Genomic DNA, 15,408 nt, shown 5'->3' on the forward strand with positions numbered 1-15,408 from the left:
AAATGGCGTGGATTAATTGATACCGATTTATCCTGTTATGTGATTAAAACTTCATCCACGGGAAGTGAATTCAAAATTATTTCTAAGGGATACCGATTAGAATAGCTTTTAAATGAATGAAAACGACTTGTTATAGTAATCAGCTGTTATTATTTTTTCAATCTTAACAAACTTTCACACCCCCCTATATGTATAGTCTTAAAAGTTATTCGATATTTATAGCTTACTAATCTAATTTATGATAAGAATTTGCGCGCTCCTATTTTTTTGTGGCCTCACCAATTTTGTTTTTGCTCAACAATTTACGATCACGGGTATAGTTAAAGATACCAACGGGCAGCCTGTTCCTTTTGCCTCGGTTTATTTAAAAAACACCACTACCGGCACATCTGCAAATGTTGATGGGAGATATTCGATGAAGCTAAAAACGGGAGAATACACACTAAATTTTAGGGCTGTGGGCTACAAACAGCAGGAACATATCATCAACCTTACCGATGATATTTCGCTCAACGTAACCCTAACATCCGAAAGTTATACTTTAGAAAATGTAAACATCAGGGCAAATGCCGAGGATCCGGCTTATGCCATTATCCGCAAAACCATTAAACAGAGAAAAACACACCTAAATGAAGTTAAGGAGTTTAGTTGTAATGTTTACATTAAAGGTGTACAACGTTTAAGGGGTGCTCCTAAAAAGTTTTTCGGTCAGGATATCCAAAAAGTTTTAGAACTTGATACCAATCGAAAAGGCATCATTTATTTATCAGAATCGCAGAGTAAGTTTAATTTTAGAAGGCCTAATGATGTGCACGAAGAAATGATTTCATCAAAAGTTGCCGGAAGAAACAATGCTTTCAGTTTTAATAAAGCATCTGATCTCATCATTAATTTCTATGATAATTACCTGCTCGAAAACAAATTAAGCACCAGGGGCTTCATTTCGCCAATTGCAGACAATGCCCTGTTTTACTATAAATACAAGTTGCTTGGCGAAACCAAAGAGAATGGAGAACTGATCCACAAAATAGAGGTCATCCCCCGTCGTGAAAATGATCCTGTGTTTAGGGGAATTATATACATTATTGATGGCAGCTGGAGAATTTACAATACCGATGTTTATTTAACTAAAAAATCAGGCATCAACTTTATCGATACCTTAAACATCAGCCAACAATTTACCAAGGTTAAGGAGGTTTATATGCCTACCGCGATCAATTTTCAATTTGCGGGTAATGTGTTAGGCTTTAAAATTGCAGGCTATTTTGTTGGTATTTATAGCAATTACAATGTTGACCCTAAGTTTCCTAAAAACTTTTTCAATGGCGAAATATTGAAAATAACTGAAATGGTGAACAAAAAAGACTCTACCTACTGGACAAACAATAGGCCGATTCCTTTAACAGGTGATGAGAAGCTCAATTACGTTAAAAAAGATAGTATTGCTAAATTAAAGGAATCGAAAAAGTATCTCGATTCACTAGAAAAAGACAACAATAAGTTTGGCATCGGCAAATTGCTGTTAAGAGGACATAGTGTTAACGATCGCTATGATAAGGAATACTGGTCTTTCGATCCGGTACTTAAAGCCATATTTTACAACACTGTAGAAGGTTTTGCAGTAAAATATGGGGTTACGTACAGAAAGGATTTCGAGAATAGAAGATCTTATTCTATCCGGCCTGAACTGAGGTATGGTTTTGCCAACAAAAAACTTACCGGAAGTTTAACCGGAAGTTACTATTACAATCCACTTAAAAGGGCCAGTGTAGGTGCATCGTTCGGAAATGGCATTTTTGACCTAAACAATCTGGGCTCAATGACTGCATTAGGCAATACCATTAACTCATTGCTTTACGAAAAAAACTTCTCGAAATTTTACGAGAAAAGCTTCATTAACATTAATACAACCAGAGAACTGGCAACAGGATTACAGGGAAGTGCGAGTGTAGATTATAGCAGGAACAAAAATTTAATCAATAACTCTACATTTAAGTTTATCGATGCCAAGGATAGGGAATTTACGTCGAACAATCCTTTTAGTCCAACTGTAGAAACGCCACTTTTTCCTACGTACAATTCCCTAAGTGCAACTGTAAGTTTAACCTACACTATCGGCCAGAAATACATTACCCGTCCAGATGGCAAGTTTTATACCGAATCTCACTTTCCTAGAATTACGGTATTATATAAAAAAGGATTTAACAACGTTTTAAATAGCGATGTTGATTACGATTTTGTAAAAGCAGAAGTTTATCAGGATAGAATTAGCCTAGGGTTATTGGGCTATAGTTCATTTTTGGTTGGGGCAGGAAAGTTTCTTAATAATGCAAAGATGTACTATCCTGATTTCAAACATTTTTCAGGTAACATTTCTACCATCTTCCCTCCTAATATAAGAAAGTTTCAATATTTAGATTTTTATCAGTTTAGTACCAATCAGCAATACTTCGAAGCGCATTTAGAGCATAACTTTGCAGGCTTTTTCACAAATAAAGTGCCGTTACTGCGTAAAGCTAAATTGGAAGAGTTTATTGGGGGTGGCTATTTGTCTTCTCCAGAAAAAAGAAATTATAAAGAATTTTATTTCGGCTTCCAACGCCTGGTATTAAGGGCCAGTTATGGCTTTGCTTACGACGGTGCCCGCAAATTAACACAAGGATTTAGAATAGCTTACACCTTATAATAAGGTTTAAGGCGTAGGGTATAAGGCGTAAGGTATACTCAGCCAATTTTGGCTGTTTTCCTAAAAAGGGAAGATTCTGAAATCAGGAGTTAAAAACCTTCCACCTTACCTTCTACCTTCTACCTTTTTTTATTATCTTTGCCCCGCTTTAAACGCCGTTTGCAACGGTATCAACAGCGTTATGGAAAAATATCAGACATTACTTTACTATTGCTATAGTTACATAGCAGAGGCAGAACAATTTGCTGCCGATCACCTTAAATTTTGTAAATCATTAGGTTTAGTTGGCCGTATTATCGTTGCTGATGAAGGTTTAAACGGCACTGTTTCTGGTACGGTTGAGGCTTGCGACGCTTACATGAAAGCAGTACATGCCGATGAAAGGTTTGCAAAAACAGAGTTTAAAATAGATGATGTTGAGGAGCCCTCGTTCCTGAAAATGCACTGCCGTTATAAATCCGAAATTGTTCATTCTGGTTTAAGAGATACCTCGATCATTAATCCGAATGAAAAAACAGGCAAACATTTAGAGCCTGTAGATTTCATGAAAATGAAAGATGATGAGGATGTAATTATCCTGGATGTCCGCTCCAATTACGAGCACAATCTTGGTAAATTTAAAAATGCATTAACACTCGATATCGAGAATTTCCGCGATTTCCCTGAACAGATTAATCAACTTGCCCAATATAAAGACAAGAAAATATTAACCTATTGTACCGGAGGTATTAAATGCGAAAAAGCTTCTGCTTTGCTTTTACACCATGGCTTTAACGATGTTTACCAATTACATGGTGGCATTATTAAATATGGAAAAGAAGCGGGTGGAAAGGATTTTGAAGGTAAGTGTTATGTTTTCGACAACCGCATTGCTGTTGATGTAAATGCGGTAAACCCTACCATTGTTTCAGTTTGTTATAACTGTGGTAAAACTACCCCTAAAATGATTAACTGCGCCAATCCGGAATGTAATGAGCACATTACCCAATGCGATGAATGCGGTGATCAGCTTCAGGGCTGTTGCTCAGCGGAGTGCACTACCAATCCACGCAAGCGCCCTTACGATGGTACAGGCTATTATGTAAAGGTTCCGCAGCCGGTAGCAGTGAAGGCGTAACGAATTTAAAGTTACTAGAAACATAGCACTCTTCTCAAGAGAATTTTACATTTCAATAGATGAACAGAATGGCAAGAGGTTATTACAAGTTTGACAACCTCTTGAAACCGTGATAATAATAGTGTCGTCACCCTGAATTCATTTCAGGATCTATCTTGCAGGAAAGATGCTGAAATAAATTCAGCATGACGATCGCGTTCAGCAAAGGCTAAAAATTAATCACTTGTGAATAATTTTTAATAAATCGAGGTTATGATGTTTTTTCGCGCTTGATTCCTTAAACCATCAACCATCTATCGCCCTTATTAAACAATTTTTCATTTACTTTGTGTATTAATGGCTTTACCTATTAACCATTTTATGCTAAACCATTTCCGGCTCCTATTATTATTATTATCCTGCTTCGCAATAAATGCCCATGCATCAGAAATTAAAAGCATAGGCGTTCCATATATAGAAAATTATCCAAAATCGGTTTATTCTTCAGGAAACCAGAACTGGAGTATAGCAAAAGATAAAAATGGTGTGATGTACTTTGGCAATGCTGAAGGACTTTTAACTTTCGATGGCCGCTACTGGCAGAAATATCAGATGCCCAACAGGCAAATTGTTAGATCGGTCGCAACAGATGATAAAGGAAGAATTTATACCGGTAGCTTTGGTGAATTTGGCTTTTGGTCGATTAAAAGCAACAAGTTAACCTATAGCTCACTTACCAATCTTTTGCCAAAAGGAATAAAAATCAATGATGAAGTCTGGAAAATATATGTAGATCAGGATAGGGTAATCTTTCAATCCTTTTCGAAAATATTTCTCTATAAAAACAACAAAATCGAGGTTGTAAAATCGCCATCATCCTTTCTGTTTCTTCATAAGGTGAACAAAAGGTACTTAATTGAAGTACTGGAAAAAGGTTTGTTCGAGCTCATTGGCAACAAATTGGTCCACATCCCAAATAGTGAAAAACTTGGCAAAGAAGGAATTCTTTCTATCCTTCCTTACAAAACCACCGGCCTCATTATCGGCACCAGTAAAAACGGATTATTTACCTATGACGGAAAAGATTTTACGCCGCTAAACACATCAGCAAATAGCTATCTTAAAACCTACCAACTTAACAATGGAGTAAGTTTATTGGGTAAATATTTTGCTTACGGCACTATCCTTAATGGCCTGATCATTATTGACGAAAATGGAAGAGTTGTGCAGCGGATCAATAAATCGAGCGGTTTACAGAACAATACTGTTTTAAGCTTATACGCCGATAATGAACAAAATCTTTGGACAGGTCTTGACAATGGGATCGACCGCATAGAACTTAACTCTCCCTTATATTTTTATTTTGATAAAACAGGTCAGTTTGGTACTGTTTACTCCAGCATTATCTTTAATAATAAAATTTATCTTGGCACCAATCAGGGTTTATTTTATAGCGAGTGGTCGCCAGATAACCTACTGCCATTTAATTTTCGGTTAATCTCTAATTCGCAAGGGCAGGTATGGGAACTCACCATTATTGATAATGAGTTGATCTGTGGACACAATAGCGGCACATTTAAAGTAAACGGCGATAAAATCGATTGGTTATCGAGATCATCTGGTGGCTGGACAATTAAAAAGTTAAACTCAAATCCGAATTACCTTATTCAGGGTACTTATACCGGTCTTTCGCTTTTCACAGAATATCCTGCATCAGGATTAAAGTTTGTTACTAAAATTGCCGGATTTGATGCCCCATCCAGATATGTAGAACAGGATAATAAGGGGGATATTTGGGTAGCGCATGCTTATAAGGGGCTGTATAAATTAAGCTTAAGCCCTAACTACACGAGTGTAACCAGCACCAAATATTTTGATGAAAGGAACGGTCTGCCCGGAAATTACAACATTAATATATTTAACTTAGAAAACAAGATTGTCTTTTCTTCTGATGCAGGTTTTTATACTTACGATGAATTGAGCAATAAGTTTACAAAGTACGAAGCACTTAATAAAGAACTCGGTTCTTTCGAATCCTCCAATAAAATTATTAGCGCCGGTGGCAAAAAATATTGGTTTATTAATCACGGCAAAACAGCACTGGTTAACTTTAGCGAACCTGGTAAAGTAGAAATAGATTCGAATCAATTCAGTATTTTAGATGGCCGGATGGTGCAATATTATGAGAATATCAGCCGAATCAGTAATTCCATTTACCTGATCAGCGTTGATGATGGGTTCGTAATCTACAATCCTACGGCTCAACTGAGTTTGCAGAAACAAAAATTGCCTGCCGTACTGATCAGGCGTGTAGAAGATATTACCGATAAATTTTCGCTCATCAGTGAAGCTGGAAACGGTGAGGAAGCAACAGAGATCCAAAACAGCCGTAACAATATCCGCATTTCTTATGCATTGCCCTATTACAGACAGGCTAAGGTTAAATATCAGTTTTATTTAGAAGGATATTCTAAGGCCTGGTCTGATTGGAGTTATGCCACACAAAAAGATTTTACCAATTTAAGTGCTGGCAACTATATTTTTAAAGTTAGGGCAAAAATCGATGATACTTCAGTAAGCAGGGAAACCGTTTATTCATTTACTATTTTGCGTCCATGGTATCTAAATAATTGGGCCATTTTGTGTTATGTTGTTTTATTTGTGGTGGTGTTGATTCTGGGTAAGAAAATTTACGAAAGAAAACTACAGCGGGATAGCCAAAAAATCAGCGACCGCTTACAGGCCGAGCAAGAAGAGATCCTGAAACAGGAAACAGAGATCAACGAAAAGCAGATCATCAAGCTGCAAACAGAAAAATTACAGGCAGAACTCGCCTCGAAAAATAGAGAACTGGCCAACTCAGCCATGACCCTTGTTTATAAAAATGAACTGCTCCAAAAGCTGAGTGATGAGATCACCAAATTAAAGGATGAGAACGGGAAAAAACTCTCAGATGATCAAACACGCAAAATCCAGAAAGTAATTAATGATGGTATGAATGACGAGCGTGATTGGCATTTATTTGAGAATAGTTTTAATGAGGCACACGAAAGTTTCTTTAAAAAATTAAAGGCACAGCATCCCGATCTTGTTCCGAATGATTTGAAACTCTGCGCCTACCTCAGGATGAACATGAGTAGCAAAGAGATGTCATCACTGTTGAACATTAGTTTAAGGGGTGTAGAAATCAGAAGATATCGCTTACGCAAAAAGCTCGAAGTACCGCACGATAAAAACCTGACAGAGTTTTTAATGGAACTTTAATCTTGCAGCTAGAATCAAATTAGAGCGGTCAAAAATTGCTCGAACCAGTCTCGGGAACGTTTGCACAAAAAACGATTTTTGAGGCTTTTTCATGTTATCTCACTCAATCGGCACTACATCATTACCTCTCATAGCGAGCTTTCCGGCCCCACAAAACACTTAGTGTTATTTGTACACTTGTGTATTTATTAATGTGATGTTAAAATCTAAAAAACTGCATTTTTAGGCTAAAATGGCATTTGGTTTATTTGATTGAGATACCCCACAGTATCAGATGATGTATTAATGTAGAGGTAAAAACACTTGCACATCAGCAAAAACAACCTCACATTTAACTAACAATTAAACTAAATTTATAATAAAGCATGAAAAGAATCTTTACAAGAATCTCTGTTCTCGCTGCATTTTGTTTGCTAACAATTAACGTAGCATTAGCGCAAAACATTACCGTAAAAGGTAAAGTAGTTGATGGGGGTGATAAAACTCCGTTACCAGGCGTAACTATCTTAATCAAGGGCACACAAAATGGTACGCAAACAGATGTGAACGGCAACTACTCCATTAGCGCGCCGGCCAATGCCACATTAGTATTTAACTTTGTAGGCTATACAGCACTTGAGCAAGCTGTAAACAATCAAGCTACTTTAAATGTATCATTAGCTTCATCAACACAACAACTAGAGCAAGTTGTGGTTGTGGGTTATGGTACACAGCGAAAAATTGATGTTACAGGATCAGTAGCTACCGTTAAAGGTGAAGACATTGCAAAGCAGGCCTCTACCAACGCGGTAAGTGCGTTACAGGGAAAAGTTGCAGGGGTTAGCATTACCAACAATGGTGCACCAGGTTCTTCTCCAAAAATTACCATTCGCGGTACTGGTTCTATTTATGGCAATACGGGTGTATTGTATGTAGTAGATGGCGTTTGGTATGATGAGATCAGTTTCCTTAATCCAAGCGACATTGAAAACTTAAGTATCCTGAAAGATGCCTCGTCTCAATCTATTTATGGTATCCGTGCGGCAAACGGCGTTGTATTAATAACGACCAAAAAAGGTAAATCAGGTGATCCCGTAATAAATTATAACGGATCTGTTGGCTATCGAGTAGTTACCAATCAATTGGCTATGGCTAACGCAACAGAGTATGCTACGATAATAAATGAGTTATCTGCAATTAATGGCGCTCCGAACCTTTTCGCAAACCCATCAAGCTTTGGCGAGGGTACCAATTGGTATAACCAGGCATTCAGAAACGCGTTACAAACCAATCATCAAGTATCTATTAACGGTGGTAGTGAAAAGAGCACTTATAACTTTTCTTTAGGTTATACCGGAGAAGATGGAATTGTTAAAACACAAAACTACAAGCGTTATACAGCTAAATTTTCTAACGATATTCAGGTATTAAAGCCTTTAAAAATTGGTTATACCATTTCAGCAACAGCATCAAACTCTGATGATGTTAACGGCTCTATTTTCCGTCAGTTATATGCAGCCGGTCCAGTAGTTCCGGTTTATTATGCTGATGGCACCTATGGTGATGCGAATGATTTTAGTTTAGGTGGAGGAAATAATTTTAATCCTCAGGTAACCTTAGATTTTTTTAATCAAAAATCTAAAAATTACCGTTACAATGGTAATTTTTATGCTGAGTTAAATTTWGCTAAGCACTTTACTTTTAAAACAAGTATAGGCGGAGATTTTGGTCAGGCTGAAGTTCGTGGGTACACTCCGGTTTATCAGGCTACACAGGGGCAAAGAAACGACAAAAGCTTATTAGAAATTAAAAGAACCGAGGATAGAAACTGGATCTTAGAAAACACCTTAACTTATAAAAATACTTTCGGTGATCATAACCTAACAGTTTTAGCAGGTCAAACTGCCCAGAGAAGAAAAAATTACTATATTAATTCATCAGCGCTTAATGTTCCTTACTCAAGCGAGGGCGATCTATATTTAGCACTTGGTAATGCTGCAGATAGATCAGTAATTGATGGTGGTAGCTTAACAACCTATTCTTCTTATTTTGGTAGAGCAAATTACTCATTCAAAGACCGTTATCTTTTAAATGCAACGATACGTGCTGATGCAGCATCGCAATTTTATGGTGGAGGAGATCTGTGGGGTTATTTCCCATCAGTAGGTGCTGGTTGGGTAATTTCCAATGAGGATTTTATGAAAGATCAGAAAATCTTCAATAGCTTAAAACTAAAAGGATCATGGGGAAAAGTGGGTAATGCTGGTGTTCCTGTAAACCCAACAACGCTTGTAGTAAAACAAGATGGCGCTTATGTTGTGGTATTTAACGGCGTTGCTTACACTGGCGCAAACGTTAGTTCATTAGTGCCATCGTTCTTAAATTGGGAGCGTACTACTGGTACTGACATTGGCCTTGAAGCAAGTTTCTTAAATAACAGATTAAATGTAGAAACTGGCTTTTACAATAAAAAAACAGAGCAAGCAATTTTCGAAATCCCTATTTTATCTTCTATTGGTACCTCTTCTGGTAAGCAAATTGGCAACCAGGCTGATTTACAAAATCGTGGTTTTGAGTTTTTGGCTACTTGGAGAGATCAAACTAAAAGTGGCTTTTCATACTCTATTAGCGGTAACGTTGGGTTAAATAACAACAAAGTTTTATCAGTTGTTACGGGCCTAAACCCTATTTATGCAGGTGGCGCAGGGCTTTCTAATGGAGGCTTAGCAACACGCACTATACAAGGTGGTGCAATTGGAGAATTTTATGGCTATAAAGTAGATGGGATATTTCAAACTCCTGCAGAGGTTGCTGCATCTGCCCAAAAAACAGCAAAACCTGGCGACTTTAAATACATTGATCAAAACAATGATGGTGTAATTGATGGTAAAGATAGAATTGTATTAGGTAATCCTAATCCTAAATATAATTATGGTTTAAGCACTACATTTGGCTACAAAAACTTCGATTTAACCGTTGATATACAAGGTGTTGCCGGGGTAGATGTTTACAATGCCAATATTGGCTCGCGTTTTGGAAACGAAAATTTTAGTAAAGATTTTTATGATAACAGATGGCATGGAGCAGGCACTTCAAACACCTATCCTTCTGCAGCAGTTGGCTCAACCTTTAATTCCGCTCCAAACTCTTTCTATGTTGAAGATGGATCATATATCCGTATAAGAAATATCCAATTAGGTTATTCTTTACCGTCAACTTTAATGAATAAGTGGACAATGAAAAAAGTAAGAGTTTTTGTTGATGCGCAAAACCCTGTGACCTTATTTGGATATAAAGGTTTTACCCCAGAAATCGGTGGTACGCCAACAAATGCAGGTATCGATGCGAGTGTGTATCCACTATCTGCAGTTTACAGATTAGGTGTTAATGTTACTTTTTAATATCAAATAGCGATGAAAATAAATTATAAAAACACATATATACAAAAGATGGGGATAGTAGTAATCTGCTCCTCACTTTTAATAATACCTGCTTGTAAGAAAAGTTTTTTAGATGTTGATCCACAAGCACAGCAACCTGCAGTAGTTTTCTGGAAAGATGCTAGCGATGCTGCAAAAGCGGTTAATTCGATGTATGCACAGCTCAGAACTTGGGGAAATACCGCTTTTCCGGCATTAGCGCTCGAAAGTATGGGTTCTGATGAAGCAGAAAAAGGTAGTGCGGCAAATGATTCTGACTATTTAAATGCCTATGATAATTTTACAGTAACATCAACAGAAGGGCAAATGGGAGGTTTCTGGGAAGCACAGTATCAAAATATAAATCTTTGTAACCAAGTGCTTGATAACGTTCCAGGGATCAATATGGATGCAAGCTTAAAAGCCCGTTATTTAGCCGAGGCAAAATTTATTAGAGCATATTCTTATTTTAGATTGGTTCGCGCTTTTGGCGATGTACCTTTGCGTTTAAACGTACCCAAAACACCGGCTGAGTTTAATATTCCGAGAACGCCTAAAGCACAAGTATGGGCCGCTATCGAGAAAGATCTGGATGATGCAACAGCAGTTTTGCCTCAAACCTATCCAGCAGCTGATTTAGGCAGAGCAACCAAAGGCGCTGCGCTTGCCTTACATGCAAAAGTTGCTATGTATCAGCAAAAATGGGATCAGGTACTATCTTTTACAAATACTGTAATTACATTGGGTTACGATTTATATCCTAATTATCAAGAAGGCTTTAGAACTAACCACGAAAATAATATCGAATCAGTTTTTGAGATACAATGCGAACTTTTATTGAATAATAAAGATGCTTCTAACTCTCAATATAGCCAGGTACAAGGTGTACGGGGTAGTGTTGCAGGTTGGGGTTTTAATGTACCTACTCCTGCTCTAGTAGCAGCTTACGAAACTGGTGATCCCCGTAAAGATGCAACAATAATTTTTAGAGGAGAAACTACTCCACAAGGTGATGCTATTAGTCCGACTGGAGATAATCCAATGTATAATCAAAAATCATATGTACCATTTAGTTTAATTGTAAGCGGTTATACAGAAGGCTCGCAACAAAATGTTAGGGTAATAAGATTTTCGGATGTATTGCTAATGAATGCAGAAGCTGCAAACGAGCAAGGAAATCCCACTTTAGCTAAAACATCATTGAACAGGGTACGTGCGCGTGCACGCGGAGGGATTGCTGGTATTTTACCAGATGTAACCACTTCTGATAAAGAGGCTTTGCGCCAGGCGATTTGGAAAGAAAGACAAGTAGAATTAGCTATGGAGTCAGACCGGTATTTCGATGTAATTCGCCAAGGTCGTGGAGCGGCTATATTTGGCCCTAAAGGCTGGAAAGCAGGCAAAAACGAAGTTTGGGCAATACCCGCAAATGAGATTGATAAAAGTGCAGGAACTTTAACTCAAAACCCAGGTTACTAATCGCTAATTTTTACGAAAATGAAAACAAAATATTTTTTATTATTGACAGCTGTAACCTTGGTGTTATCATCATGCCAAAAAGACTTTGATCCAACAACTTATGCACCAGCCTTAAACATTAATGGCTACACGAGTTCAAAACAGATTGCTCCTTCAAGCCTAATAGCTTATTGGGCATTTGATGGCAGTTTAATTGATAGTGTATCGAATACAGCAGGCACCAATACTGGTACCAGTTTCAGTACCGGTATTAAAGGGAGATCGTTACAAGGCGCATTAAATGGCTACGTAACTTCCAACACGCCAGCGGCAGTACAAAATTTAAAAAGTTTTACGCTTACCTGCTGGTTTAATATGCCCCTTAATGATAAAGGGATTGTAGGATTAGTTGATGTTGCAAAATCATCCGATTTTTGGGGAAATCTAACGCTGTTTATGGAAAATAACGGGGATGCTTCAACTGGCAGATTGGTTGCCCGTTCTTATACAGGTGTGGTTAACAATGGCGGAGACAATTTTTTAAAGATTGTTGATCCTTGGAATAAATGGAATCAAATAGCCTATTCATATGATGCTACCACTTCAACCTATAAGGTATATTTTAATGGCTCTAAAATCGGAGAAAAAGTTGTAGCAAACTTGGGTCAACTAACCTTTCAAGATGCCTCTAAAATGGTTTTTGGCACCGTGCAATTTCAAACAACACCTAGTTTAACAAACTCAACTGGCAAACAAGATTGGGCGAGTTATTTAGTAGGTCAATTAGATGAAGTTAAAATTTTTAACAAGGCACTAACCGATGTTGAAATTGGTTCATTATCTAAACTAGAAGGAAGAGGAAAATAGTTTTCCTCCCTGATAGACCAAATTAAAAGGGCCACCGATTGGGGGCCCTTTCAACTACCACACTATGAAAAAAAAATATTTTTATATTTTCATCTTATCGGCTGTTTTTTTTGGGTGCAAAAAAGGCGATACACCAGCACCGGTTGATCCGCCTGTTACACCATCATCTTTCGCTTTTAGCGATTTAAAGGTAAACGATGCTTACAGTGGCTTTACCTATTATGGCTTAAACAATAACCCAATTATCAAAATAACATTCTCATCACCAATCAATTCTACTTCTATAAGTGGCAACGTTACCCTTACCGATGCCTCTGGAAATCCGGCAGCATTCACTTCCAAATTAGAGAACAACGATAATACGGTTGTAATTACTGCTACTGCATTGCAGCCCATTACTAAATATATCTTAAACGTTAATAACAATTTATCATCAAAAACCGGTGGCAAACTTCAATCGGCGGTTGCTGTAAACCTGATCACTGCTGTTGATGATGCAGATAAATTTGCCCGCATCAGCGACGACGACCTTTTAACTTTAGTTCAAAAGCAGACTTTTAAATATTTCTGGGATTTTGCACACCCAACCAGTGGCCTTGCAAGGGAAAGAAATACATCTGGTAATACCGTAACTTCTGGTGGATCGGGTTTTGGAATCATGGCCTTGGTTACTGGTATCAGCAGAAATTTCATCAGCAGGGCCGATGGATTGACGAGGATCCAAAAGATGGTATCCTTTTTAAAAACTGCCGATCGTTTTCATGGCGCCTATCCACATTGGCTGGATGGCAATACCGGAAAAGTAATTCCGTTCAGTACCAAAGATAATGGTGGCGATCTCGTTGAGACTTCATTTTTAATGGCAGGCTTAATTACCGCCCGTCAATATTTTAATGGAACTGATGCAGCAGAAACTGCGTTACGAGCTGATATTAATACCATTTATAACAGCGTAGAATGGACATGGTACAGAAAAGATAACAGTAATACACTTTACTGGCATTGGAGCCCTAATTATAACTGGGACATGAACCTGCCCATTAAAGGCTGGAGCGAGTGCCTGATCACTTATGTAATGGCAGCAGCCTCTCCTACTTATTCGATCCCTAAAACTGTTTATGATACTGGTTGGGCACAAAATGGAGCAATGAAAAATGGGAATACCTATTATGGTGTTCAACTTCCTTTASGCACAGCCAATGGTGGCCCATTATTTTTTGCACACTATTCTTTCTTGGGCATCAATCCAACAGGGTTAAGCGATGCTTACGCAAATTACGAAACACAGGCTAAAGCACACACGCAGATTAATTATAATTATTGCAAAGCTAATCCGCTCGGAAACTATGGTTATGGCGAAAATTGCTGGGGTTTAACGGCAAGTGATATTCCTAACGGATATACTGCAAGTGCGCCGAACAATGATATTGGTGTAATTGCCCCTACCGCAGCCTTATCATCTTTTCCGTATACGCCAACCGAATCGATGCAGGCGCTAAAATATTTTTATTATAAACTGGGCAACAAAACCTGGGGAGATTATGGTTTTTACGATGCTTTCTCGCTAAAAGATCAATGGTTTGCTTCTTCTACTTTGGCCATAGATCAGGGACCAATAGTAGTGATGATCGAAAATTATAGAACCAAATTAATCTGGAACTTATTTATGTCTGCTCCCGAAGTTAAAACAGGCATGAAAAATCTTGGTTTTAGCAGTCCCAATCTTTAACATTATACAGCAGCAATGAAATTTATATTCCGAAACTTCCTTTTATTATCATTTACCCTTTTTACGCTATCATCATGTGCACAGCGTGAAAAACAGGCATACAATCCTGATCTGAAGATCAAAAAAAACCTTACCGACATTGAATTACTGGATCTTGTGCAAAAACAGACTTTCCAATATTTTTGGGATGGGGCTGAACCAACATCAGGTGCTGGTAGAGAACGCTTTCATGTGGATAATGTGTACCCGGAAAATGATAAGAATACAGTGGCAACCGGTGCAACTGGCTTTGGCTTGATGGCCATTTTAAGCGGTATTGATAGAGGTTATGTAACAAAAAAAGAAGGATTAGACAGATTAAACAAAATATTGGATTTTCTATCCAAAGCCGATCGTTTTCATGGTGCATGGTCGCATTGGATAAATGGAGAAACTGCCAAAGTACGTCCTTTTGGGCAAAAAGATAATGGAGGCGATCTTGTAGAAACTTCTTTTGTTGCACAGGCCTTAATCTGTATTAACGAATATTATAAAAATGGAACGGATGGTGAAAAGGCATTAGCGAAAAAAGCTGATGAACTTTGGAAAGGAATCGATTTTAACTGGTACCGCAATGGCCAAAATGTATTGTACTGGCATTGGTCGCCAGCGTATAAATGGGAAATGAACTTTCCGGTTAAAGGTTATAATGAATGTTTGATTATGTATGTAATGGCCGCCTCATCCCCCACGCATGGTATCCCTGCAGAGGTGTATCACGAAGGTTGGGCAAGAAACGGGCAGATTAAAACTAGTTTCAAATTTTACGGACATCCTTTTACACTTGATTATCAAGGTCAGAAAAATTCAGTAGGACCATTATTTTGGGCACATTACTCCTATTTAGGTTTAAATCCGAAAGGATTAAAAG

General features: G+C 37.9%; 8 protein-coding genes. All 8 read left to right on the plus strand.

All coding sequences use genetic code 11. The features are described 5' to 3' along the window. The first annotated feature begins 238 nt into the window (after nt 1-238). On the plus strand, nt 239-2,686 hold the full coding sequence (locus AC1DPQ_RS03260) for a DUF5686 and carboxypeptidase regulatory-like domain-containing protein (RefSeq protein ID WP_477607911.1): 2,448 nt from the start codon (nt 239-241) through the stop codon (nt 2,684-2,686). 181 nt (nt 2,687-2,867) lie between these two features. Beyond that, nucleotides 2,868-3,803, plus strand: a complete 936-nt coding sequence (trhO, locus tag AC1DPQ_RS03265; protein WP_477580848.1) for an oxygen-dependent tRNA uridine(34) hydroxylase TrhO — start codon at nt 2,868-2,870, stop codon at nt 3,801-3,803. A 360-nt stretch (nt 3,804-4,163) separates the two neighbouring features. Continuing rightward, nucleotides 4,164-7,046 carry a triple tyrosine motif-containing protein gene (locus AC1DPQ_RS03270; RefSeq protein ID WP_477580850.1) on the plus strand — a complete coding sequence of 961 codons (2,883 nt, stop codon included), beginning with the start codon at nt 4,164-4,166 and terminating at the stop codon, nt 7,044-7,046. Nucleotides 7,047-7,411: 365 nt separating this feature from the next. Next, nucleotides 7,412-10,426 (plus strand): SusC/RagA family TonB-linked outer membrane protein, encoded by a 3,015-nt coding sequence (locus tag AC1DPQ_RS03275; protein WP_477607913.1) that lies wholly within the window; start codon nt 7,412-7,414, stop codon nt 10,424-10,426. A 48-nt stretch (nt 10,427-10,474) separates the two neighbouring features. Continuing rightward, nucleotides 10,475-11,923 (plus strand): RagB/SusD family nutrient uptake outer membrane protein, encoded by a 1,449-nt coding sequence (locus AC1DPQ_RS03280; protein ID WP_477607915.1) that lies wholly within the window; start codon nt 10,475-10,477, stop codon nt 11,921-11,923. Between the two features lie 18 nt (nt 11,924-11,941). After that, a complete protein-coding gene (locus AC1DPQ_RS03285; protein ID WP_477580856.1) occupies nt 11,942-12,769 on the plus strand; it encodes a LamG-like jellyroll fold domain-containing protein in 828 nt (275 codons plus the stop codon). A 64-nt stretch (nt 12,770-12,833) separates the two neighbouring features. Continuing rightward, the gene (locus AC1DPQ_RS03290) at nt 12,834-14,498 is read left to right on the plus strand and encodes a glucoamylase family protein (RefSeq protein WP_477607917.1); all 1,665 of its coding nucleotides are present in this window, start codon (nt 12,834-12,836) and stop codon (nt 14,496-14,498) included. Nucleotides 14,499-14,513: 15 nt separating this feature from the next. Then, nucleotides 14,514-15,408 (plus strand): glucoamylase family protein (locus AC1DPQ_RS03295; RefSeq protein ID WP_477607919.1); only part of this gene is annotated, 895 nt, incomplete at its 3' end.

The sequence above is a fragment of the Pedobacter sp. 01T416_2 genome, from assembly GCF_056398925.1.

Excerpts from the sequence above, each read along its gene's own strand:
- AC1DPQ_RS03260 (WP_477607911.1), top strand. The coding sequence starts at position 239 with ATGATAAGAATTTGCGCGCTCCTATTTTTTTGTGGCCTCACCAATTTT.
- trhO (WP_477580848.1), top strand. The coding sequence starts at position 2,868 with ATGGAAAAATATCAGACATTACTTTACTATTGCTATAGTTACATAGCA.
- AC1DPQ_RS03270 (WP_477580850.1), top strand. The coding sequence starts at position 4,164 with ATGCTAAACCATTTCCGGCTCCTATTATTATTATTATCCTGCTTCGCA.
- AC1DPQ_RS03280 (WP_477607915.1), top strand. The coding sequence starts at position 10,475 with ATGGGGATAGTAGTAATCTGCTCCTCACTTTTAATAATACCTGCTTGT.
- AC1DPQ_RS03285 (WP_477580856.1), top strand. The coding sequence starts at position 11,942 with ATGAAAACAAAATATTTTTTATTATTGACAGCTGTAACCTTGGTGTTA.